We start from the raw sequence: 23,449 nt of genomic DNA on the forward strand, positions 1-23,449 counted from the left end.
ATAAAAAAATGGGCATTTATATGCCCATTTTTTATTGATATAAAATTTAAAGATAGTTATTAATTAAAGCAACTAAACGCTCTAGCAAGTCATCAGCCTGTGCTTGAGTCATGTTAATTGGTGGCAACAAACGCACTACTGAACCAGCTGTAACATTAATAATAAGCTTATGTTGATCACGAGCAATTGCAACGAGCTCAGCACAGTCTTTAGGCAATTGAATACCAATCATCATACCAAAGCCACGTACTTGCACATTTTTATGTGCCAATTGCGCACGTAATTGATCAACAATATAACCACCAACAACTGCCGCGTTTTCTACAGCATTCTCTTTTTGGATTGTATCAATTACTGTATAAACCACACGAGAACCTAGCACTGTGCCACCATAAGTAGACCCATGGCTACCAGGTCCTAATAAGCCAACAGCTTTACCTTGGGTCATTACAGCGCCTACTGGAAAGCCATTTCCAAGGCCTTTCGCAGTGGTAAGAACATCGGGCACAATGTTTGTATGCTGATAAGCAAAATACTTACCGGTACGGCCGTTACCTGTTTGAATTTCATCTAGCATCATTAGCCAGTTATGTTGATTACATATGGTGCGGACTTCTTCAAGATAGCTAAAGCCTTGAGGCGCTGTATTAATACCACCCTCACCTTGAATAGGTTCAATCAAAATCGCAACAATATCTGGGTGCTGCAAAGCAGCTTCTTGAATTGCTTCTACATCACCAAATGGCACACGAATAAAATCATTGGTTAAAGGAGCAAAACCATCTTGTACTTTCTTATTACCAGTAGCTGAAAGTGTTGCTAAGGTACGACCATGAAATGATTGCTCTGCCACAATTATCTTTGGGGAGCTTACACCTTGTTGAGTACCAAATTTACGAGCAATTTTAATGGCGCCTTCATTTGACTCCGCACCACTGTTTGAAAAGAAGATCTCTTCCATCCCTGAAACTTCAGCAAGCTTCTGAGCAGCTGCCGTTTGCCAAGGAATCTCAAATAAGTTACTCGTATGCACAAGTGTTGCAGCTTGTTCAGCAATTGCTTCTGCAATGACTGGATGCGCATGACCTAAACCACATACAGCAATACCGGTTAAAGCATCTAAATACTCTGTGCCATCTTCGGTATATAGATATGCCCCTCGGCCTCGTACAAAACTGATCGCTTGGCGACCATAAGTAGCCATTAAATGTGATGGTTGATCAGGTTGTATTGGAGCTAGGGTAATATCATTCATAACGAACTCTGTCTGTATGAGGTTTTAAGAAGGGTTTATATAAGCAAAAACTGGCTCTGATGAAAAGTCTCATCACTCATTTATCTAAAATTTCGTCCGCTTTTTGCTATCGCTTCGGTTTATACAATAAAATATTGAATATTCAATGCAACTTTAAGTAATCAGGTGGTTTGCAAAGCGATGTAAACACCCCCTATAATGCTGCTAGATTAGTTGAGGATCTCTTTATGACTGAACAAGCACGTGATACTGAAGCGTTAATCCGCGATCAAATTGCGAAGCATCCCGTTTTACTTTACATGAAAGGCACACCACAGTTTCCACAATGTGGTTTCTCTGCACGTGCTGTAGAAGCGCTCAGTCAAATTGGTCGTCCATTTGCATATGTAAATATTTTGGAAAACCCTGATATTCGTGCAACATTACCAAAAATTGCGAACTGGCCTACTTTCCCGCAACTTTGGGTAAATGGCGAACTTATTGGCGGTAGCGATATCATGCTTGAAATGTTCCAAAATGGCGAATTAAAACCATTAGTTGAACAATACAGTGCAGCGCCAGAAGCGTAAATAATAAAAAAGCCAATCAATAGATTGGCTTTTTTATACTCTCAATTTTAACGATCACTTACCCCGACATAGCGAAATAAATTTTCCACACCTAAATCAGATTTTAAAATAATTAGATTTTCATATGTTGTTGTCGTGAGAGCTTCAAAAATATTCATATTCGGATCTTCGTGCAACTCATCCACATTTTGATCCATACACTCTTCAAATCGATCAGCAATAAATTCAAACCCCAAATCCATAGCAATAAATAAAGTATGCTCACATGGCTGAATATATTGTTCTTGCGCCCAGTCAATTATTGCTTGTTTGCAAAATGGACATTCAATATTCGCAGAAGCATCGTTAAGTTCAATTAATTGATAGTGCATTAGATTTGAAAAGAATAGAAAATTGTAGTGTAAAAGAAATTAATTGAAAGTTCTAGAAAAGGCTAGAACCACTCATCAAAAAACACACAATAAAATTACATTGTAATGACAACATAATTTCAAATTCTCAGTTGAAGGAAATATCTTAGTATATGTTTTAATTACAAAAAATTTAGTTTAAGAATTATCGTTGCAAAAATAATAATGTAAAATCATGGTTGTTGCAGAAATAGGATATTTTAATGCTCACTGATCTTGATGATTTTTATTGTTTTGCTCTCGTCGTTGAGCATGGTGGTTTTAGTGCTGCTGAGCGTGTAACGGATATACCAAAATCAAAACTAAGTCGTCGCGTATATAGCCTAGAAGAAAACTTAGGCGTTCGCCTGATTCAACGCAGCTCTCGTCATTTTGCTGTTACAGATATTGGGATGGATATTTATAGACATGCTCAAGTCATGATGAATGCTGCACAGGCTGCTCATGATTTGGTTGATCATTTAAGCATTCAACCTAGAGGTGTTGTAAAGGTTAGTGTTCCTGTTGATATTGCTCAAAATCAACTGCCTAAAATTTTGCCTGCTTTCTTAAAAAAATATCCAGAAATTCGTTTGCAACTTATGGTCAGCAATCGTCGAGTAGATGTCATTAATGAAGGAATTGATATTGCTTTACGTGTTCGCTCAAAACTAGATGATGATCCAAGTTTAGTTCTTAGACAGTTTGCACTTATTGAACAGAGTCTATTTGCAAGTCAAGCATATCTAAATGAATTTGGAGATATAAAAAATCCAGAACAACTTAGTGAGCATCGCATTTTAAGTTTGTCTGAAGAGCATCTTGATCAACAATTCCTTTTGCATGGTCCAGACAATCAGCAAAAGAAAATCAAAGTCAGCCCTATCGTAATGGGTACAAATATCCATATGTTGGCGCAATTAGCGAGTCAAAACTGTGGGATCGCTTTACTACCAGAGAGCGCAGCAGAAGATTTTCTAAAATCTGGACAGCTTGTACAAATTTTACCGGAATGGAAAGCTCCTCACGGTATATTACATGCTGTATATCCATCACGCCGAGGGTTATTACCTGCTGTACGAGTATTTATTGATTATTTGGTAGAACATCTTTCTGAGCATTAAAATGAATTTAAAAAAAGTTCGATAATTATCGAACTTTTTTTATTTTTAAATTACAGGATAGTTTCCTACACCTTCAGGCCAAGGTGTTAAGAGTTCAAAGCCAGTGTCAGTTACAGCAACCATATGTTCCCATTGCGCAGATAACGAAAGATCTTGAGTAATAACTGTCCATCCGTCATTTAATTCTTTAACCTGTGGTCTACCCGCATTAATCATCGGTTCAATCGTAAAGACCATACCTTTTTTTAATACTAAGCCTTGGCCGCGCTGTCCATAATGTAAAACATTAGGTTGTTCATGATAAACCTTACCAATCCCATGACCACAATATTCTCGAACAATGCTATACCCTTCTCGATGAGCAACTGACTGAATAGCATAACCAATATCGCCTAGTGTAGCTGCTGGCTTAACAGCATGAATCCCAGCAACCATCGCTTCATAAGTTGTATCAACAAGTTTTTTTGCTTGCGGGTTTACATCACCTACAAAATACATGCGGCTCGTATCACCAAAATAGCCATCTTTAATAATTGCGACATCAATATTAATAATATCACCATCTTTTAAAATCTTATTCGGTGACGGAATTCCATGGCAAACTACTTCATTTACTGATGTACATATTGTTTTAGTAAAACCATGATATCCCACATTCGCAGGAATAACTTTTAAAGTATTTACAATATAGTCATTACACAGGTTATCTAAATATTCAGTAGATACACCCGGTTTAATATATGCCCCTATCATTTCTAAAACTTGTGCAGCCAAGCGTCCAGAAATTCTTAACTTTTCCAGATCTTGTTCAGTTTTTATTGTAACAGTAGAAGCTCTCATTCAGTTTTATCCTCGTAGGCACTGCTTTTACCACGCCTACAAAAATGTAAGTTAATTTAGAATATTCTAGAACGGATATAGGATAGGCTGGAAGCATTAAATGCCCAAATATTCAACATTCATAATAGAAATTCATACTTTTATTTTTGCATAATTTCTTTAAAAAGTCAGAGACAAAAAATGATTTCCTAATTTCTTTCAATGGTTTTTCAAATACATACCTTAACCAGTTGATATTTTTAATATCTATTAAAGGTTTTTATGCTCTGAAAAAAATCTTTTTCACATAAAATACCGCTTGATCATGATCTCTTTTGCTCTAAAATTCCTTCTTTTTTATTAATTTTAATTTATGCAACATCTTCGTACTGGAGATATTATTGCCCTAGGTTTTATGACCTTTGCTCTTTTTATTGGGGCTGGCAATATTATCTTTCCTCCCATTGTCGCTCAACAAGCCGGTGATCATGTATGGCTAGCCGCTATAGGCTTTTTGATTACTGCAGTTGGTCTACCCGTAATTACCATCATGGCACTCTCTCGTATGCAGGGTTCCATTGAAATTATTAGCTCTCCTCTCGGCCGAGTAGCAAGTCTGATTTTAACCGTTGTTTGTTATTTATCAGTAGGCCCTTTATTTGCTACTCCACGTACAGCTACTGTTTCTTATGAAATTGGTTTTTCATCTTATTTTGGAACATCAAGTAGTAGCCTTTTAATTTACAGCGCAATTTATTTTTCATTTGTAACTGTAGTTTCACTTTATCCAAACAAGTTATTAGATACTGTTGGTCATGTGCTTGCTCCCCTAAAAATTATTGCTTTAGCAATTTTAGGTATTGCAGCAGTTATGATCCCAGCGGGTTACGTCCCTGCTCCAATCAACCATTACGTTGAATCTCCAGTTTCGGAAGGTTTCGTAAACGGTTATCTCACTATGGATACTTTAGGCGCATTAGTATTCGGTATCGTAATTATTCAAGCGATTTATTCGCGTGGTGTTACCGATAAAAAATTAGTCACTAAGTATGCGATTATTGCCAGTCTTATTTCTGGTGCAGGTCTTACTTTAGTCTATTTAAGCTTATTCAAATTAGGTGTAGGTAGTCATGAAGTAGCACCAAATGCAGCAAATGGTGCAGTAATTTTACATGCATATGTTCAACATGCTTTTGGCAATATGGGTTCATTATTCTTAACTGGCCTCATTTTCTTAGCATGTATGGTGACAGCGATTGGCTTAACTTGTGCTTGCGGTGAGTATTTTGCTCAGTTAACTAAATTACCTTACAAACTTTTAGTATTCATTTTAGTTGGTTTCTCTTTCATTATTTCTAATCTTGGATTAACCAAACTTATTGCCGTATCAGTACCTGTTTTAAGTGCAATTTATCCACCAGCCATTGTTGTGATTATGCTGAGCTTCTTTTGGAAATTTTGGCACAAACCCTCTTTTATTGTCGGTTCAGTAACAAGTATTGCTTTAATTTTCGGTATTATTGACGGTATTAAAGTTGCTGGTTTTGGTGATTATTTACCTAATTTTCTTCAACATTTACCTTTAAATGAACAAAACTTAGCTTGGTTGATCCCATCTTTAGTTATTCTAGCAATTACCGTAATTATCGACAAAGTTAAATTTAAAAACATTTAATCTAGTGTCTTTTTTGAAATCGAGTTTTACCCAAACATGATTTTATATATTGAATAAAATGCTGAGTTTACCCAACCGGCATTTTATTTCCACACTACTTTCAACGACAAATCAACTATAGATATAATCAGTTTTTACTGTAAAATTACACTAAAATAATTTTTAGCTTACTAGGAAAGAAGAGCAACAATGAAAAGTAAATATTACCTAACACAAGCAGATGCAGAGTTTTTAATGGAAGAAGCTCAAAAATATGCAATTGAACACAACTTTAAAGTCAGTATCGCTATTGTTGATGAAACAAGTTCTCTACTGTTGATGAAGCGTTTAGATGGTGCTTCACCTTTATCCTCACATTTATGTTTAGAAAAAGCAAAATGCTCTTCAATATCAGGTAGACCTTCAAAATTTTACGAAGAACTTCTGCAAAGTGGACGCTTAGGTTTTTTAAGTATGCCTAGTGCTCAAGGAATGTTAGAAGGTGGAAAACCCATTATTTATGATGGACAAATTTTAGGGGCCATTGGCGTTTCTGGTGTCCAATCTTTTGAAGATGCAGAAATTGCTCAACATGCGATTGATATATTTTTAAAAAAACAAAACAGCTAACCTGAAATGATAGAAAAGAGAAATTATTACACTTTTCATTAAAATATTTTCTCTTTTCTAAAATATTAAGTATTTTATACAAAAATATTTAATATTTACTTTTTTAATACCTTAACCATTTATAAACATAGAGTTTTTTATAAAACTGTTCAAAAAATTTTCTATTCACTATTGAATTGAATTAAAAATAGAAGTACAACATTAAACTTATTCTTGACTAAAACATTCGGTTTTAGCGCAACCACAAGGAGGGATGGAGATGTTATCATTACATTTCAACAAACAAGTCTTCATTAACACTCTGAACAGCAAAGATTCAGTTGTTTATGGAGTAACACCGCTTGCTCTTATGCTGACTTTACTGTTTCAAGGTATGATTAAAGGAAATCTGAAACCCGAATACTTTATGTATGCGATGGTTGTTTCTTTCATATTTTGTGTGTGGGCCTTTGTCGACCATAAGATGCGAAAACTAGCTAAAAGACGTCTTAGTCAACAAAACTCGAATACTTAAAAAATGGATGAGCAATCATCCATTTTTATACATCCAAAAATAAAAAAATTGTTCCGATAACTAAAATAGCTGTAGCTACTAATTCAGTCAAAATTAATCCCACCATCATTAAAGTCATCATCCATGAAGGTAAGCTAAAACGACCTAGCTTGTGAGGACGTTTGAATTGATTTGTTGTGTCCTGTAAATAGCCATGTATGATATAAACCAGAATTGAAAAACTAAAAAATAGAATATTTGCGAATACACACCATAAAGTAATATTTTCATTTAAAACAGTAAAATAGCTTAATACAGCTAAAATTAGGCTAGCAGCTGCATATAACAAACTACTTCGATGAGCGATATCCACATAATAATGAGCACGACTTAATTCTGAACGGCGTATTTGCCAATATTTCCATACCCCAGTCAACATCCCTATCCATAAAAATATGCCACTAAATACAATTGCGAGCTGTACAGCTTTCGGTAAATCCATATTTTTTCCAATTATTTGTTTTATTCAAATTTAATGAGCTATATAACATAAATATTGACTTTATAGTCACATTTTAACCAAGTTTCATTTCAGAACTCGTGTAAATTAAAGACATCAATAAACCAATCACTACGAAATATTATGGATAACACTTTTGAATCATTTTGGATGACCTGTAAAGATGGTTATCAACTTGCTGCACATTTTTATCCAGCTCAATCCCCAAAATCAGCAAATCCCGTATTGATCTGTCCAGCAACAGGTATTACTAAAAACTTCTATCATTCTTTTGCTACATGGTTAAGCGAACAAGGATATGACGTATTAAGCTTTGATTTCCGTGGAATTGGAGGCTCTTTACACGGGTCTTTGAAGCAAAGTACAGCAAGTATTAATGATTGGGGAGTTCTCGATATTCCTTGTGCAATTGATACGTTATTAGAAAAAACTAAAGCAGAACAAGTTACCCTTCTTGGCCACAGTGCTGGTGGGCAGCTATTAGGAATTGTTCCTAATTTTCATAAAGTAGCAAAAGTTATCGCGGTCGCAGGTTCCACTGGCCATGTAAAAGGTCTTAAAGGTAAAACCAAGTTTTTAGCACCGGTAATGTTCAATGTCATCTTTCCAATTTCTAGTGCTTTTAAAGGTTATGGTGCTACTCAATTTATTGGAATGGGAGAAAACTTACCTAAAAAAGTCGCCCAACAGTGGCGAGAATTTTGCAGCCATCCTGGCTATGTGAAAAATGCTATAGGTAAAACAGTCCATCATGATTTTCATAGTGAAATTATCTGCCCTATTACTTCAATTTGGGCAAGTGACGATGAAATTGCAACCGAGCGTAACGTTGAAGATTTATTAAAACTTTATCCTAATGCGCCCACAAAAATGCTAGAGCTAAATCCCATGAAACTTGGGCATAAATCAATTGGGCACATGCTAATGTTTAAAAAATCACATCAAAACTTATGGTCACTTTTAGAACAGGAAATCCAACACTAATCTATTGATCTTTTACTTTTGCCTCTATACCCGTAATCCGGTATAGAGGTTTTTTTTAATATTAATACCCACTTCTTTTATAAAGTTAGTTTATTAACCTAATAATTATCATAAGAAAACAAAATATATTAATCACCTATTCCTTTGTATTAAAAACAAGCATTATTTACGTAAATACGTCGATATAGCTTTAAAGTTCTGCTATCGTTATTTATACGAAGCTGTTGTTTAAAAACGGTTAAACTAACCTTTTTTTAATACTAACAGCTTCTTTTTTTCTGTTTAGCTAAACCAAAGAAATTGTTCAAGGATAAGTATGCTAGCACTAGAGCCTCGACATATTCATATGAATCAACATGCTGTTGATAAAAAGCATGCATTACAGTGTCTAGTAGATATATTGGTAAAAGATGGGTTAGTTACACCTGACTACATTACAGGACTCATTAATCGCGAACAACAAAGTGCCACCTATTTAGGTCAAGGCATTGCTATTCCCCACGGTACACCCCAATCTCGCGAATTTATTCTAGAAACAGGTATCCGTTTAGCTCACTTTCCAGAAGGAATTATATGGGATGGTGAAAACAGAATTTATTTAGCTGTTGTTATTGCAGCAAAATCTGATGAACATTTACAAGTTCTACAAATATTAACTCGAGCTTTAATGCATGATGTAAGTGAACAGGTAAAAAATGCTAAACAACCTGAACAAATTATTGAAATCTTACAAGCTCAACCATTATCTTTAACTTTGCATGAGAATTTAATTCAAACTGAAATTGAATCTCAAGATATTGAAGATTTATTTTGGTCAGCATCTCAGATTCTAAAAAAGCACAATTTCGTAAAGTGCGGCTTTCTAAGTTCACTTGACCCTGATCAAGTTATTCAACTACAAGATCAGATCTGGTCTATTTCAAGTAGTAAGTTTGTTCAACAACCAGCAATCAGTATCGTAAAGCCTCGCCATGCTTTAGAGCTAGGTGAAAAAAAGTTAAATACGCTAGTTTGTATAGCTGCCAATGAACAATTAGATAGCCAGAGATTTAATCGACTGATTGATATTCTGTTTAATCCAGAGCAAGTTGCGCAATTAGACCAAACACAAGCACCAAATGAAATTGCTAAAATCATTGGTGCAGATGTTATTCCCGATTGGCCCCACCGTTCTGTTGTACTCGCTAATGCACATGGATTACATGCTCGACCAGCAACTCATTTAGTAAACCTAACAAAAAGTTTTCAAGGTGATATCCAAGTCGCAGTAGATGAAGGCAATTTTGTTTCAGCTAAAAGTTTGACACGTCTCTTAGCTTTAGGTTGTAAACGCGGCCAAACTTTACGTTTCATTGCTGAACCAGAAACGGATGCAGTTGACGCTTTAGATAAAGTTATTCTGGCAGTACAACAAGGCTTAGGTGAAGAAGTTGAACCTATAAAATCTTCAGACATCAAAGTAGAGCAATCTAGTGAAATCCCAAGCCATTCAAAACCACTTAGCACAAATACAGGAATTGCTGCTTCAAGCGGTTTAGCTTTTGGCCCTGTACATGTAATTAAACCTAAGGTTTACCAATATGAACGCATGGGCTTAAGTGTCAAAGCAGAAAAAGAAAAACTTGATATTGCACTTCACGCAGTTAAAAACAATATTCACCAAGTTATTGCAAAATCTGAAGTGGCTGAAATTAAGCAAATCTTCCAAGCACATTTGGAAATGCTTGATGACCCAGATCTTATTAATGGTGTTTATCAAAAGATTAACCTAAATCTTTCTGCTCCTGCTGCCTGGCATGAACATATTGAAGCAGCAGCCAAAGAGCAAGCAGCTTTACCAGATCGATTATTAGCTGAGCGTGCTACAGACTTACGTGATATTGGTGATCGCGTTTTGGCTCAACTCTGCGGTGAGGTCATCATCGAAGAACCTAAAGAACCTTATATATTGATCATGTATGACGTGGGACCAAGTGATGTAGCCCGACTTAATAAAGATCGTGTAGCAGGTATTTTGACAGCTGTAGGTGGTGCAAGCGCTCATAGTGCTATTGTTGCTCGTGCTTTAGGTATCCCTGCAATTGTTGGGGCTGGTGATCAAGTACTAGATATTGAGCAAAAAAGTTCTCTTTTAATTAATGGAGATACTGGAGCTTTTATCTTAAATCCCAATGCTCAACAAATCGAACAAGCAAAACAAGAACGAGACCTTCAGAAAAAAATTCGTGAAGAAGCTGAACGTCACAGCCAAGAACCTGCGATTACTCTAGATCAACATCAAATCGAAATTGCTGCCAATTTAGGAAAAGTTCAAGCAACAGCCCATGCGGTTGAATATGGCGCTGAAGCAATTGGCCTACTCAGGACTGAGCTTGTTTTTATGGCGCATAGTAGCGCTCCGAGTGAAGCTACCCAAGAAGCAGATTATCGTATTGTTTTAGATGCTCTAGCGGGCCGCCCTCTCGTAGTACGTACGCTAGATGTAGGTGGTGACAAACCGCTTCCTTACCTTCCAATTGCTGAAGAAGAAAATCCATTTTTAGGTCTAAGAGGTATCCGTTTAACGCTAAGACAGCCTGAATTGTTGCGTCAACAACTTATTGCTTTGCTTAAAGCTGCAGATGACCGCCCTCTAAGAATCATGTTTCCAATGATTGGCCGTGTGGAAGAATGGCGTGCTGCAAAAACTATTCTTGATGAAGTTAAAGCTGCACATCCATGCACCAACTTACAAGTTGGTATCATGATTGAAGTTCCTTCTGCTGCTTTACTTGCACCTATTCTCGCGAAAGAAGTGGACTTTTTCAGTATCGGAACAAATGATTTAACTCAATATACATTAGCCATTGACCGTGGACACCCTATCCTTTCAGCTGAAGCTGATGGACTACACCCAAGTATTTTGCAATTGATTGATCAAACTGTAAAAGCTGCGCATAAGTATGGCAAATGGGTTGGTATATGCGGTGAACTCGCAGCCGATCCAAAAGCTGTGCCCATTCTAATGGGCTTAGGGGTAGATGAGCTTAGTATGTCACCAAATAGTATTCCTTTGGTTAAAGCACAAATTCGTACACTTAACTACAGCCAAGCTCAAGTGCTTGCTAAGCGTGCACTTGAATGTGATAGCGCTACTGCTGTACGTCAGTTATCCGAACAAGAAATGTAAAGATTAGGAATGGTAATGGCTAAAGTTTTAACAATTACTTTAAATCCTGCAATTGATGTGACTATACAACTCAATGAGTTACAGATAGGTGAAGTAAACCGCCAAGAATCTGTTGAAATACATGCGGCAGGCAAAGGTTTAAATATTGCTCAAGTTTTAAAAGATTTGGGGCATGAAGTTGTTGTTTCTGGTTTTCTAGGAGCAACAAATAGACAGATTTTCGATGACCATTTTAAAGAAGCTCAATTTCAATCTGAATTTATTTATATTGAAGGTGAAACTCGCCAAAATATAAAAATTGCTGAACAATCAGGACGTATGACGGATTTAAATGGAAAAGGTTTTTTCGTATCTGAACTAGATAAGAAAAACCTCTTTCAAAAAATCGAGATGATTTTGCCTCAGGTAGATGTGGTTGCTATTGCTGGAAGCCTACCACAAGGTTTTAGTGCTGATGAGTTACAACAACTTATTAAACTTATTCAAGAGCAAGGTAAAAATGTTGCACTTGATACAAGTGGTAAAGCGTTGGTTGCTGCAATTGAATGTCAACCTTGGATGATTAAACCAAATACAGATGAGTTAGTAGAAAGTTATCAGCTTCCTGCTACAACCTATGCTGAACAAAAAAAACTTTTTGCAAACTTAGCTAAAATTGAACATGTCGTTATTTCGATGGGTGAAGACGGTGTAAACTGGTTACATGACACTCACCCACTTCATGCCACAGCACCTAAAGTGATAGTTAAAAGTACAGTTGGTGCGGGTGACTCTCTTTTAGCAGGGATGATTCATGGCTTATTAAGTGGCTTCTCTGCCGAAGAAACATTAAAAATTGCTACAGCAATTGCAAGCCACGCTGTAACACAAATAGGCTTTCGTATTCCTAATGCTGAAAAGCTAAACCAATTAAAAGCCCAAACAACAATCAATTCATTGAGTGAATCTGATGCCAACTGCTAAACGTTTATTATTTGTTATTAATAGTCCGCAACAGCAAGTCAATGCTTTGATTTTAGCTCGTAAGCTTGCACAAGTCGCGTCTCAACAGGGTTATCAAAACAGCATTATTTCGCTTGATGAATTCGAGGTGAATGAAAGCTTTGACCAAATTATCGTTGTTGGACAACGCCCGAAAAATCTTAATATTTTTGGTACACACCCTTTATCTTTCATTAACATTGAAGAGATCAAAAGTGATACTGATTCAGCTTTTCAAACTGCTTTAGATCATTTTAAATCTGCTCAAGACTGGCAAAATGATAATAACGTATCAGCATCTACAGCTAAAAAATTTGTTGCGATCACTGCGTGTCCTACGGGTGTCGCGCATACTTTTATGGCCGCCGAAGCTTTACAGCAAGGCGCAGAAAAACATGGTTATGACATTGAAGTAGAAACTCAAGGTTCCGTTGGCGCAAAAAATATTTTATCACCTCAAACTATTGCTGATGCGGACATCGTCATTCTTGCGACTGACATTGAAGTTAATACAGACCGTTTTGTAGGTAAGCGTGTTTATAGATGTAGTACAGGTTTTGCTCTAAAGCAAACAGATAAAGCTTTTGCTGAGGCAATCAGTAATGCGCAAGTTTTAGAACAAGGTAAGCAACAAACATCTGCAGAAAACAAAGATAAAACCGAAAAAGTTGGCGTATATAAACATCTCTTAACAGGTGTCTCTTATATGTTACCTATGGTGGTGGCGGGAGGTCTTTTAATTGCTCTGTCTTTATGCTTTGGCCTTAATGCAGCTGAACAAGCAGGCAGCTTACCGGCTATATTAAAACAAATTGGTGCCGCTGCATTTATACTTATGGTTCCAATGTTATCTGGTTATATCGCCTACTCGATTGCTGATCGTCCTGGCCTCGCACCTGGTTTAATTGGCGGCTTACTTGCTTCTCAGTTACAAGCAGGTTTTTTAGGAGGTATTGTCTCAGGTTTTCTTGCAGGCTATATCGCACTATTTATCGCTAAAAAACTTAAACTTCCAACTAGTTTAGAAGCACTTAAACCCATTCTAATTATTCCGTTATTAGGCACATTATTTGTTGGTCTAATTATGTTTTATGTGGTTGGACAGCCAGTAGCACATATTTTTGAGCTAATGAAAGATTTCTTAAATAACATGGGTACAACAAATGCCGTGTTAATGGGAATTATATTAGCAAGCATGATGTGTATTGATTTAGGTGGACCAATCAATAAAGCAGCCTACGCTTTTACTGTTGGACTGCTGACAACAAATACTTATATGCCTATGGCAGCCACGATGGCAGGCGGCATGGTCCCTGCTATTGGTATGGCTATTGCAACTTTCATTGCTAGGAATAAATTTAGTACTGGAGAGAAAGATGCCGGAAAAGCAGCTTTCGTATTAGGTTTATGTTTTATTTCTGAAGGTGCTATTCCCTTTGCAGCTAAAGACCCAATGCGTGTTATTCCAACTTGCATTTTAGGTGGAGCTGTGACTGGAGCACTCGTTGCCCTATTCCATTGTGAGTTGGTTACTCCTCACGGCGGTGTATTTGTTCTTTTAATTCCCAATGCGATTAATCATGCTTGGTTATATCTTGCTGCAATTGCTGCTGGTAGTATCGTTACAGGGATAAGCTATGCGATTGTTAAGAAAAAAATAGAAGAAAAAGCTGTGACCACTGCATAATTAAAAAGGGAGAATATAAATTCTCCCTTTTTTATAAATTATATGTGCCTGATCTCATAAAAATTTAAACTGAGAGTTTTTAATATTTAATTCTCTTTCTCTGAGACTTAAATCATTTAATCTGAATAGCTCTTGCCATAATCTTTGTGGGCACTTCTTCTGCGAGTATTACGGTTAGATTGGCTCTTTTGAGATTTAATGGATAAAATTTATTAAAATTATAATTTATAGACAAAAACACCTCTATTTCAAAAGCTTATGATTTCAAATAATATTTGAAATTTATTAATAAAAATCAATTATTTAATATAGAAATCTAATTTTATTTTACTAAATAATAGATGTTTCATGTTAAATGTATGGTAAATTTCGGCAACATCAAAACAATACAAGTGATTGATAAAAATAAATATTTTTTATTTAAATATCTTAATTTTTCATAGTTATGACTTTAGAGACAAAAACTTTCTCGTTCAATGCCACGTTCAAATCATAATTTTTTTTCTACGATGCCCTTGCAAGCAATATCGTTCAATTAACGATCAAGCAAGCTTAGATGCAATCTTACATATCCACTCAAAGAGTTTTAGGTACAGCCCTGTTAAGCAGTTTTACCTTTAATAGTCTTTGATTATAGCTGAAGAGTATTTAAAGTTCGCAAAGTTGTAGGAACGCTTTATAAAGATAAAGACAATTAAACCATGTCATTGTTAAATGAAGCTATATAACTTTTGCTCATCAAGTAAAGTCCTGCTATAACTTGCTTGATGAAACTATATTTTTCAACTATTAAAGATAGTTCACCAGGAATGCGATCCACCAAGGTATGGGGAAAAGTCAATGACAAAGAAGTATGCGCGTTTTTTACCTACAACAGAATCTTTTACTCTTGAAGATTTTCCATATTATTGGATTACTCAGGTACATGCTCAATATGTACAAAACATTGATAATGCTTTAAAAAAATATGGTTTAGATAACTCACGTCGACGCATCATGTTGGCTTTAAGCAGCAAGCCCCATGCGAGTGTTTCTGAACTTTCAGATATGATTATTTCAAAAATGTCGACTACCACAAAAATTGTTTATCGTTTGAAAGATGAAGGTTTGGTTGAAACTTACTCTTGCCAAACTGATGGTCGTATCACTCGTGTAGTACTTACAGAAAAAGGGACTGAAATGATCAACAAGATCAATGATCTTACAAGTGTAGTACTTGAGCAGTCTTTTGAAGGTATTACTCCCTTACAGTTAGAAAAAATGATGGAAAGTTTAAAATTACTTTTAAAGAACCTTTCTCGCTAAGATGAAATAAGAATCTATTTACACCCAATAGTTAAGCTCTCATTATGAGAGCTTAACTATTTTAATGTCTCTACTTTAATATTGAGAGAAATGGCATCCCACATAAAATAATCAATTAACCTTCCATCTGTTGACTTGAGCTCTTAACTCCAGTAGAAATTCTCTTTCAATAACTGAATAGCAAATTTCGGAAAATGGCTAAAAGAAAATACAAAAGTGACAAATTTCAGGTACGTCGTATTAACCGTAGCTGGTGGGTACTTGAAAAAGACCTTGAATCAAACTGCTATTTAAAACATGAGCAAGTGGCAACAAAAACCTTAGCAAACAACTATGCTGATGATTATATCGAACAGTACTATATGAATCTGTACATACAACAACAGTTGAACAAGCCAGAAACTGTATAAAAAGCCATTTTGGCTTTTTTTATTTTTATAATTAAAATTTATAAAAATTATGCATAAAAAAAACCTACATCTTGGGGAAAATGTAGGCTATAAAATGTACAAAAAGGAAATATATATCCTTTTTGACAAAAAGAATTTTACGATAATACAAGCTATTATTTTATATTACTTTTGTAAACTTAATAGCGATTATTGTATTTAATTAACCTCTTTTGAGAGCTTCTTTGTTTATATTATGAATAAAATTTGATTTATCAAATTCTTTATTTTTTATCTTTACTCCTTCTACTTTCTTAGTTTTATTTTTAATATGACAAATATATATGCATAATTATAAGCTGCTGTTTTAATAAGTTTTTTACAAAAATAAGCATAAATATTTTTTTAAAGAAAGATAAATAAAAATTAATAAATAACAAAAACATAAATTAAATCTTTAGTATATATTAGTTTTAATAACTCAATTTTAGTTCAAAAAAAATACACATAAAATTTATTATTTGCTGTTTTGCTTACTACAGAAAGATTACAATAATGGCTAATAAATAGATTAATCAACACAATCTTTCTAGGCATGTTATGACTTCAATGTCGAACAACACCCAAAAGCATTTTATTGTTGAGCAAATTCCACTCCCAACTTGGGTGAGTGATGAAAATGGCTTGATATTATATTGCAATATAGAGTGTACAGAATATTGGTTGGATACTTTTTCTCCATTGCCAGCGCAATGGCTAGATTTTGTTTATCCTGCCGATTTAGATGAAGTCAAAAACAGATGGCTCGAAGCAATTCGCCTACAAAAAAGAATCGAATTAAAATGTCGACTTTTACGAGCTGGAAATCAATATAGATGGTGCAAACTATCGATTCAAGCATCTAAGTATCGCAGCTCCTCACAAACTAGCGAATGGTATGTTAGCTTTTTAGATATAGATCACGATATTCAAGAACAACAAAACTTGCAAAAGAACATTGAAATACAAAATCAGATGTTAGATATCAGTGTAGATTGTATTAAAGTTCTGAACGTAGACGGCACACTTTCTCACATGAACAAATCAGGATGCCTCGCTTTAGGTGTACCTGTTGATGAAACAGAATTTGGAATGAAATGGCTCGAACTATTACCACCGCACATTCGTAAACGCGGTCGAGTCGCTTTGAAAAAAGCTCTTCAAGGTAAAGTTGCTAGATTTGCAGGAATGAGCTGTTTGCCAGATCAGGATCCTGAGTATTGGGATAATATGCTTACCCCGATTCATCGGGAAAATGGTGAAATTGGACAAATCCTTTGTGTCTCACGTAATGTTACTCAACAACATTTGGCAGAAAACCAGCTTAGGAATATGAGTGAGAGAGATGAACTGACCGGATTATATAATCGGCGTTCATTTAAATTTCAACTTAAGCGTACTCTCTCATATTCAAAAGACACTCAAACAAGTGTAGGGTTACTTTTAATTGACCTCGACCACTTTAAACATATTAATGATACTTTAGGGCATAGCGCAGGCGATCATCTATTAAAAGTTCTCTCTAAACGCTTTAGTCATTGTGTAGATGATGAAAAGTGCTTTGTTGCGCGGTTAGGCGGAGACGAATTTGCGGTTATTATTAATAATCTCAATTCTGAAAATGATGTCCGAGAGTTAGCAGCCATTTTACTTCAACAGTTAAATCAGCCGATTACCTATTTAGGAAATGTCTTAAATGGTGGGATGAGCATTGGCTGCGCAATTTATCCGCAAGATGCCATAGACCAGTCAGGTTTGCTTAGTTGTGCCGATATGGCATTGCATGATCTAAAAGCGCGTGGTCGTGGGGGTATTCGCATGTATGATCCATGCATGATGCAAATGACCGAAACAGTCGCTTCTCAGCTTAATTTAGCTCGTCAGCTGATTCGCCATCATACCATCCAACCCTATTATCAACCTAAAGTAGACCTAAATACCCATCGTGTAGTGGGATTTGAAGCTTTATTAAGATGGCATACAACCTCAGCTCAAAGAGGCTACCCTGCACAAATTGCGGAAGCGTTTAAAGATTATAATTTAGCGAGTAAGATCGGTGAAACGATGCAACACCAAGTTCTACGTGACATCGCCAAATGGATAACTCTTGGTATTACCCCTCTCCCTGTTTCACTAAATGCTGCACCAGTTGAGTTCTTAAGAGATAATTATGCTGAGAGACTTTTGAAAAAGATTAATCAATTTCAAATTCCGACGCACTATATTGAAGTGGAAGTCACTGAGCACATGCTAGGCGACCGAGGCTCGGAATATGTGATCCGTGCACTTAATAAATTAAAACAGCATGGGGTACGTATTGCACTTGACGATTTTGGGACTGGTTTCTCATCGCTAACCCATATTCGCGATTACCCAATTGACAGTTTAAAAGTAGATTGTAGCTTTATCCAAAAGATGCAACATGACCCATCAATCTATGCAATTGTCCAAGCAATTGGTTTACTCGCTCCAAATTTATCACTTGGGCTTATCGCCGAAGGAATTGAAACTCCTGAACAAGAAGAACTACTTCGACAATTTGGTTACAGCATAGGCCAAGGGTTCTTGTTTGAATCTGCTATAGATGCTGCTCAGGTTATTTCCATACTTAAACAAAATCAGCCTTACTTAGAAAGTCATTACAATCTTTGAAAATAAGATGTTTAATAAACCTTTTAGTTTTTATTCATACTAAAAATAAACAATAATTTTAAAAAAACTGTTCATAATATAAGCATAAAGATAATAATTTCGGTGTTCCCGCACCATACATTGTCACAAGACAATAAGGAGCAATATATGAGTTATCACCATATCTTGGTTCCAGTCGATGGTTCTCCTACTTCACTTATTGCCGTTAATCATGCAACAGCAATTGCTAAGGCCTTTGGCAGTAAAGTGACTCTAGTATATGCACTTACCATAGATCCTTTCATTTCTGTAGAATTCATTGATAGTACAGAATTAGCACAGGATTATTTTAATAAAGCTAGAGCATCGATTCAGAGCATTTTAGACCAAGCTAAAGAACAATTTAGCCAACATGGAATTTCTGTTGAAACAAAAATTGTTGAGGGTCAAACAATCCACACAGAAATTATTAAAGCAGCTAATGAGCTAAAAGCAGATTTATTAGTGATTGGCTCACATGGGCGAAAAGGGTTTAAAAAGTTCTTCTTAGGAAGTGTGACTCAAGCCCTTTTAGGAGAAATTCATTTACCGGTATTAGTCGTAACTGAATAGTTTCTAAAGCTAAAAAACCGATCTTTAATAGATCGGTTTTTTAATGGCCTGTATTACTTAGCCTTATATGTAAACTTAATGAGAGATCCTGGATTTTCTAATGTATTTGTTACTGAGCCATCATCTTTTTGAACATTTCCGGCAGTGTCAGTTAATACATATAAGACATTCCCATCTGGACTTGCAATCACATCACGATAACGGTTGTTGCTCTTAAACATCGGTACAGCGTCATCATAAGTAGTGCTATAAGTTGGATCTAACTTAATACGGAAAATAACACCGCGTTTTAAAGATGGAACCAATAATGTATTTTCCCAACCAGTAATTGCTTTTTTACCGCCCTTATAGACATAGGCAGATGACGGCGCAACTGTTGGCCAACAAATATAGGTCATCTCTCCACAAGTTGGATCGTTATAGTTGTAGGTATCTTGAACGGTATATAAAGTTTTTAATGGTGGGACAAAGTTTTTACCAGTCCATTCAGATTCTTTCGTTACAGGAACCCCTGCGGCTACTTTTACTCCATTTTGAGCTAAATCCTTAATTGACTTATTGGCTGCTGCTGAATAATTTGCATAAGCATAGCCACTATCATCTTTATAACCTGCTACATTTGGCCAACCATAATTGCCACCTTTGACAATGAGGTTAATTTCATCGTCAGAGTTTGGGCCTTGTTCAGACTGCAACAATTTACCATTTGGAGTGAATGCTAAGCCCTGCGGATTACGATGTCCGAGTGTATAAATATGGCTAACCACCCCATTAAAACTTGGATTATCCTTTGGAATACTTCCATCAAGATTTAAGCGTAGTACTTTACCCATGTAGGTGTGATAGTCTTTGCCATTCAGTTCTTGTTGAGTTGGCGTGTGCTGTGCTTGATTTGGCAAGAACAAATAAGCAAGCTGGTTACGCCCTTGGTCACCAATCGTATAATAAATCTTTTGATCTGGACCAATGACAAGACGACCAGACTGATGGTCTTTCGATGATGGTAATCCTGCCAATAAATCTACTGGCTTCTCGAGCGTATCTGTTGATTTATTATAGGTATAACGACGAATAATCGTTTGGTTCGGTAATTCTTTATCTGTAGATTTCGGATTTTTAAATGTGCCTGAAATATAGATATAAGGATTATTTTTAAAGTCAGGATGAAAGGCAAAGCCTAATAAACCATTTTGCCCATCAGTGTTATTGACAATCTCTGGCACCTGAAAAACTGTTTTTACACTACCCGACTCTGGATTCACTCTTAAAATCTTACCTGTTGCGCGCTCTGTTAACCAAATTTGATTATCAGGTCCCCACAACAAAGCATGTGGCTTATTTAAATTAGATAGAATAACTTTCTTGTCAAAGTTTTCTGTTTTTGCTTTAGCAAATTGAGATGGAGTTAGAGGAACATCAGCAAATGCTGAGAGTGTAACTAGCTGAGCAGCGCCTAATAAAGCAATTTTAGCCAATAAATGTTTATTCATGTGTCCACCTTATAAATTGTCAAAATTTTCCGAGAATTTTTAAACCTCTAATAAAGGGTTTGTACGAGTTCTCTATATGATTTGTATTATGATGAATAACGAATCTATTAAAATCTAAATTTCTGAAAGGCTCTGTTGCATAAAAGTAGCTATTAAAACAGAATAAACTCTCTTTAAGATGAGCAACTTAACTATACGATTTATCTATTCTATTAATTTTATATCTGAAACTTTTTTGAAATGGCCATGAGTTAAATAAATATTTATTAACGAAGTAATTGATAGTTAAAAATTAATACTCAAAGAGACAATTCTAATTATAAAAATATACATCACTAAAGACTAAAAGTTAGAAGCTGTAATTGAGAGCTATTTTTACAACGAAGGTGTCTTATGTGTGCAAACTTTAAACCTATTAAGAGAATACATGCCAATCAATTAGACTTATTTGAACCAACTTTTGAATATAAGATGGATATTTTTCCGAGTGATGATTGTCCACTCATTTTATCTCATCAAAATGAGCTTGAGTGGAGAAAAGCTAAATTTGGAATGCTTCCCCCTTACGCTAAAGAAATCGCATTCAAATATGCAACGTATAATGCCAGAACAGAGACAGTACAACAAAAGCGCTCTTTTAAACATGCTTGGTTAAATGATCAGTTCGCACTTATTCCTGTTGAAGCCATCTATGAACCTAAATACATTAATGGAAAAGCTCATTGGTATGGTATTTTCCGTCAAGATCGACAACCTTTTACCCTTGCTGCAATCTATGAAGAAACACTTATAGATGAACAGAAAGTTAGATCAATGTCGCTATTAACAATCAATGCTGATCATCACCCTTTCATGAAACAATTTCACAAACCTGATGATGAAAAGCGTTCGGTTATTGTGATACCTGATGATCTTAGAAATGATTGGCTCAACTGTACTCATTCTGAAGCAAAAGACTTTTTCTTAGATATGCCTGCGAATGAATTTGCCTCAATGCCAAAAGCTGAAATGAAAAATTATGATTAAATCGGTTTAGTCGACTTAGGTTAGTCAGCCTTAAAAACTTATGCTATTCTTCGGGCACTTTTAAATGCCTCAAACTCTCTATACCTATGACACTTACGCCACCTTAAGTTTATTTACCCTTATCTATTGTAAATAACTCATCACTGTTTAGTGATGTGGTGTAGTCGCTTGTGTTGGTATATCACATCACTAGCCTTTTAAATTTAGAACTTAGGCTATTTCTCATGTTATCCAATGTCCGAGAACAATGGTTCTCTAATGCCCGCGCAGATATTCTTTCTGGTCTTGTGGTTGGTCTTGCTTTAATTCCAGAAGCAATTGCATTTTCAATTATTGCGGGTGTAGATCCAAAAGTTGGTTTATATGCCTCTTTTTGTATTGCCGTTATTATTTCTTTCGTAGGCGGTCGTCCCGCTATGATTTCGGCGGCTACAGGCGCAATGGCTTTGGTTATGACAACGCTTGTAAAGGATCATGGTCTTCAATACTTATTTGCAGCAACAGTATTAACTGGCGTTATACAGATTTTGGCAGGATATTTCAAACTCGCTAAACTCATGCGTTTTGTTTCTAAATCGGTGGTTATTGGATTCGTTAATGCCCTCGCCATACTCATCTTTATGGCCCAATTACCGGAATTAATAAGCGTTACATGGTATGTCTACTTATTAGTAGCAATAGGTTTAGGAATTATTTACCTTTTCCCCTATATTCCAAAAATTGGAAAGTTCTTTCCCTCGCCCCTTATTTGTATTGTAGTGGTCACATTACTCGCTATTTTTTTAGGATTTGACGTTCGAACGGTTGGTGATATGGGTTCATTACCAGATACGTTACCTATATTTCTAATTCCGAATATTCCTTTAAATTTAGAAACAGTTCTTATTATTCTTCCATATTCTTTAGCCCTTGCCGCGGTTGGCTTACTTGAATCAATGATGACTGCAACAATCGTTGATGAAATGACAGATACATCTAGTGATAAATTTCAAGAATGTAAAGGTCAAGGTATCGCAAATATTGCTTCAGGTTTTATGGGCGGCATGGCTGGTTGTGCCATGATTGGTCAATCAATGATTAATGTAAAATCTGGTGGTCGTACACGTTTATCTACTTTTTGTGCAGGAATATTCTTACTTATTCTAGTTGTGTTTTTAAGTGATTGGTTAAAAGTAATCCCTATGGCTGCTCTGGTTGCTGTCATGATTATGGTGTCGATTAGTACTTTTGAGTGGAGCTCTCTGACTCAATTTAAAAATAATCCTAAAAGTAGTAATGCCGTTATGATCGCAACCGTTATTGTAGTAGTTGCTACCCATAACTTAGCGCTAGGTGTATTAACTGGCGTATTGCTTTCAGCACTTTTCTTAGCAAATAAACTAGAAAACGATATTCGTATTGAAACTTCATTCGAAAATCAAGCTCGTTTATATGAATTAAGAGGCCAAATATTTTTCAGTTCATCTGAAAAATTTATGCAAAGTTTTAACTTTAAAGAAAAAGTTAAAGAAGTCATTATTGATCTCACCCATTCTCATATTTGGGATGTGACCTCAGTTGCCATGTTAGATTCTGTTGTGAATAAATTTCAAAAGAACGGTATTCAGGTAACGGTTCGCGGTTTAAATGAAGCCAGCTCAATCATGATTGATAAATACGGTACTCATGCAAAAATCTAAAAAA

General features: G+C 35.7%; 20 protein-coding genes. 15 read left to right on the plus strand and 5 right to left on the minus strand.

From position 1 onward, the window contains the following. Positions 1-46: 46 nt before the first annotated feature. A complete protein-coding gene (locus tag J536_RS09405; protein ID WP_032062753.1) occupies positions 47-1,255 on the minus strand; it encodes an aspartate aminotransferase family protein in 1,209 nt (402 codons plus the stop codon). A gap of 227 nt (positions 1,256-1,482) precedes the next feature. Here J536_RS09405 and grxD point away from each other — a divergent pair, with 227 nt between their 5' ends. Beyond that, on the plus strand, positions 1,483-1,824 hold the full coding sequence (gene grxD, locus J536_RS09410; protein WP_002120913.1) for a Grx4 family monothiol glutaredoxin: 342 nt from the start codon (positions 1,483-1,485) through the stop codon (positions 1,822-1,824). A 47-nt stretch (positions 1,825-1,871) separates the two neighbouring features. Here the strand turns inward: grxD and J536_RS09415 are convergent, their stop codons facing one another. Beyond that, complete coding sequence (locus J536_RS09415) at positions 1,872-2,195, minus strand: hypothetical protein (protein WP_002121003.1); 324 nt, start codon at positions 2,193-2,195, stop codon at positions 1,872-1,874. Positions 2,196-2,437: 242 nt separating this feature from the next. Here J536_RS09415 and J536_RS09420 point away from each other — a divergent pair, with 242 nt between their 5' ends. After that, the gene (locus J536_RS09420; RefSeq protein ID WP_002120927.1) at positions 2,438-3,337 is read left to right on the plus strand and encodes a LysR family transcriptional regulator; all 900 of its coding nucleotides are present in this window, start codon (positions 2,438-2,440) and stop codon (positions 3,335-3,337) included. A 45-nt stretch (positions 3,338-3,382) separates the two neighbouring features. Here the strand turns inward: J536_RS09420 and map are convergent, their stop codons facing one another. Then, positions 3,383-4,177 (minus strand): type I methionyl aminopeptidase, encoded by a 795-nt coding sequence (gene map, locus J536_RS09425; RefSeq protein WP_032062755.1) that lies wholly within the window; start codon positions 4,175-4,177, stop codon positions 3,383-3,385. A 352-nt stretch (positions 4,178-4,529) separates the two neighbouring features. Here map and brnQ point away from each other — a divergent pair, with 352 nt between their 5' ends. The 3 genes from brnQ to J536_RS0104295 all read left to right on the plus strand — a co-directional run bounded on the left by brnQ (position 4,530) and on the right by J536_RS0104295 (position 6,954). Beyond that, positions 4,530-5,831: a branched-chain amino acid transport system II carrier protein gene (gene brnQ, locus J536_RS09430; RefSeq protein ID WP_032062756.1), complete on the plus strand. Its 1,302-nt coding sequence runs from the start codon at positions 4,530-4,532 to the stop codon at positions 5,829-5,831. A gap of 189 nt (positions 5,832-6,020) precedes the next feature. Then, positions 6,021-6,440, plus strand: a complete 420-nt coding sequence (locus J536_RS09435) for a GlcG/HbpS family heme-binding protein (protein WP_002120910.1) — start codon at positions 6,021-6,023, stop codon at positions 6,438-6,440. Between the two features lie 259 nt (positions 6,441-6,699). Beyond that, positions 6,700-6,954, plus strand: a complete 255-nt coding sequence (locus J536_RS0104295; protein ID WP_005068965.1) for a hypothetical protein — start codon at positions 6,700-6,702, stop codon at positions 6,952-6,954. 25 nt (positions 6,955-6,979) lie between these two features. On the opposite strand, the gene J536_RS09440 is transcribed toward J536_RS0104295, so the two are convergent. Continuing rightward, on the minus strand, positions 6,980-7,435 hold the full coding sequence (locus J536_RS09440; protein ID WP_005068962.1) for a hypothetical protein: 456 nt from the start codon (positions 7,433-7,435) through the stop codon (positions 6,980-6,982). A gap of 141 nt (positions 7,436-7,576) precedes the next feature. Here J536_RS09440 and J536_RS09445 point away from each other — a divergent pair, with 141 nt between their 5' ends. The 8 genes from J536_RS09445 (at position 7,577) to J536_RS09480 (ending at position 19,250) form a co-directional block, all read left to right on the plus strand. After that, entirely contained in the window at positions 7,577-8,437 is an 861-nt protein-coding gene (locus J536_RS09445; RefSeq protein ID WP_005068960.1) for an alpha/beta fold hydrolase, read from the plus strand. Positions 8,438-8,753: 316 nt separating this feature from the next. Continuing rightward, entirely contained in the window at positions 8,754-11,606 is a 2,853-nt protein-coding gene (gene ptsP, locus J536_RS09450) for a phosphoenolpyruvate--protein phosphotransferase (RefSeq protein WP_032062757.1), read from the plus strand. 15 nt (positions 11,607-11,621) lie between these two features. Beyond that, the gene (pfkB, locus tag J536_RS09455; RefSeq protein ID WP_032062758.1) at positions 11,622-12,569 is read left to right on the plus strand and encodes a 1-phosphofructokinase; all 948 of its coding nucleotides are present in this window, start codon (positions 11,622-11,624) and stop codon (positions 12,567-12,569) included. After that, positions 12,556-14,274, plus strand: coding sequence for a fructose-specific PTS transporter subunit EIIC (locus tag J536_RS09460; protein WP_032055938.1), 1,719 nt, complete (start codon positions 12,556-12,558; stop codon positions 14,272-14,274). Before pfkB ends, J536_RS09460 begins: the two co-directional genes overlap by 14 nt. Positions 14,275-15,114: 840 nt before the next feature. Continuing rightward, positions 15,115-15,579 (plus strand): MarR family winged helix-turn-helix transcriptional regulator, encoded by a 465-nt coding sequence (locus J536_RS09465; protein ID WP_002121027.1) that lies wholly within the window; start codon positions 15,115-15,117, stop codon positions 15,577-15,579. A 194-nt stretch (positions 15,580-15,773) separates the two neighbouring features. After that, on the plus strand, positions 15,774-15,989 hold the full coding sequence (locus J536_RS09470; RefSeq protein ID WP_002120955.1) for a hypothetical protein: 216 nt from the start codon (positions 15,774-15,776) through the stop codon (positions 15,987-15,989). Between the two features lie 579 nt (positions 15,990-16,568). Beyond that, positions 16,569-18,659, plus strand: coding sequence for a putative bifunctional diguanylate cyclase/phosphodiesterase (locus J536_RS09475; protein ID WP_032062760.1), 2,091 nt, complete (start codon positions 16,569-16,571; stop codon positions 18,657-18,659). A 147-nt stretch (positions 18,660-18,806) separates the two neighbouring features. After that, entirely contained in the window at positions 18,807-19,250 is a 444-nt protein-coding gene (locus J536_RS09480; RefSeq protein ID WP_002120966.1) for a universal stress protein, read from the plus strand. Between the two features lie 53 nt (positions 19,251-19,303). Here J536_RS09480 and J536_RS09485 read toward each other — a convergent pair whose 3' ends face one another. Further along, on the minus strand, positions 19,304-20,740 hold the full coding sequence (locus J536_RS09485; protein WP_032062762.1) for a glucose/sorbosone family PQQ-dependent dehydrogenase: 1,437 nt from the start codon (positions 20,738-20,740) through the stop codon (positions 19,304-19,306). A gap of 393 nt (positions 20,741-21,133) precedes the next feature. Here J536_RS09485 and J536_RS09490 point away from each other — a divergent pair, with 393 nt between their 5' ends. Together J536_RS09490 and J536_RS09495 are read left to right on the plus strand one after the other, a co-directional pair. After that, entirely contained in the window at positions 21,134-21,766 is a 633-nt protein-coding gene (locus J536_RS09490) for an SOS response-associated peptidase family protein (protein WP_032062764.1), read from the plus strand. 224 nt (positions 21,767-21,990) lie between these two features. Beyond that, complete coding sequence (locus tag J536_RS09495; RefSeq protein WP_032062765.1) at positions 21,991-23,445, plus strand: SulP family inorganic anion transporter; 1,455 nt, start codon at positions 21,991-21,993, stop codon at positions 23,443-23,445. Positions 23,446-23,449: the final 4 nt, after the last annotated feature.

The organism is Acinetobacter sp. 809848 (assembly GCF_000581275.1).
Lineage (GTDB): Bacteria > Pseudomonadota > Gammaproteobacteria > Pseudomonadales > Moraxellaceae > Acinetobacter > Acinetobacter pittii.

Coding starts and splice junctions, on each gene's coding strand:
- J536_RS09405 (WP_032062753.1), bottom strand. CDS start 1,255: ATGAATGATATTACCCTAGCTCCAATACAACCTGATCAACCATCACAT.
- grxD (WP_002120913.1), top strand. CDS start 1,483: ATGACTGAACAAGCACGTGATACTGAAGCGTTAATCCGCGATCAAATT.
- J536_RS09415 (WP_002121003.1), bottom strand. CDS start 2,195: ATGCACTATCAATTAATTGAACTTAACGATGCTTCTGCGAATATTGAA.
- J536_RS09420 (WP_002120927.1), top strand. CDS start 2,438: ATGCTCACTGATCTTGATGATTTTTATTGTTTTGCTCTCGTCGTTGAG.
- map (WP_032062755.1), bottom strand. CDS start 4,177: ATGAGAGCTTCTACTGTTACAATAAAAACTGAACAAGATCTGGAAAAG.
- brnQ (WP_032062756.1), top strand. CDS start 4,530: ATGCAACATCTTCGTACTGGAGATATTATTGCCCTAGGTTTTATGACC.
- J536_RS09435 (WP_002120910.1), top strand. CDS start 6,021: ATGAAAAGTAAATATTACCTAACACAAGCAGATGCAGAGTTTTTAATG.
- J536_RS0104295 (WP_005068965.1), top strand. CDS start 6,700: ATGTTATCATTACATTTCAACAAACAAGTCTTCATTAACACTCTGAAC.
- J536_RS09440 (WP_005068962.1), bottom strand. CDS start 7,435: ATGGATTTACCGAAAGCTGTACAGCTCGCAATTGTATTTAGTGGCATA.
- J536_RS09445 (WP_005068960.1), top strand. CDS start 7,577: ATGGATAACACTTTTGAATCATTTTGGATGACCTGTAAAGATGGTTAT.
- ptsP (WP_032062757.1), top strand. CDS start 8,754: ATGCTAGCACTAGAGCCTCGACATATTCATATGAATCAACATGCTGTT.
- pfkB (WP_032062758.1), top strand. CDS start 11,622: ATGGCTAAAGTTTTAACAATTACTTTAAATCCTGCAATTGATGTGACT.
- J536_RS09460 (WP_032055938.1), top strand. CDS start 12,556: ATGCCAACTGCTAAACGTTTATTATTTGTTATTAATAGTCCGCAACAG.
- J536_RS09465 (WP_002121027.1), top strand. CDS start 15,115: ATGACAAAGAAGTATGCGCGTTTTTTACCTACAACAGAATCTTTTACT.
- J536_RS09470 (WP_002120955.1), top strand. CDS start 15,774: ATGGCTAAAAGAAAATACAAAAGTGACAAATTTCAGGTACGTCGTATT.
- J536_RS09475 (WP_032062760.1), top strand. CDS start 16,569: ATGACTTCAATGTCGAACAACACCCAAAAGCATTTTATTGTTGAGCAA.
- J536_RS09480 (WP_002120966.1), top strand. CDS start 18,807: ATGAGTTATCACCATATCTTGGTTCCAGTCGATGGTTCTCCTACTTCA.
- J536_RS09485 (WP_032062762.1), bottom strand. CDS start 20,740: ATGAATAAACATTTATTGGCTAAAATTGCTTTATTAGGCGCTGCTCAG.
- J536_RS09490 (WP_032062764.1), top strand. CDS start 21,134: ATGTGTGCAAACTTTAAACCTATTAAGAGAATACATGCCAATCAATTA.
- J536_RS09495 (WP_032062765.1), top strand. CDS start 21,991: ATGTTATCCAATGTCCGAGAACAATGGTTCTCTAATGCCCGCGCAGAT.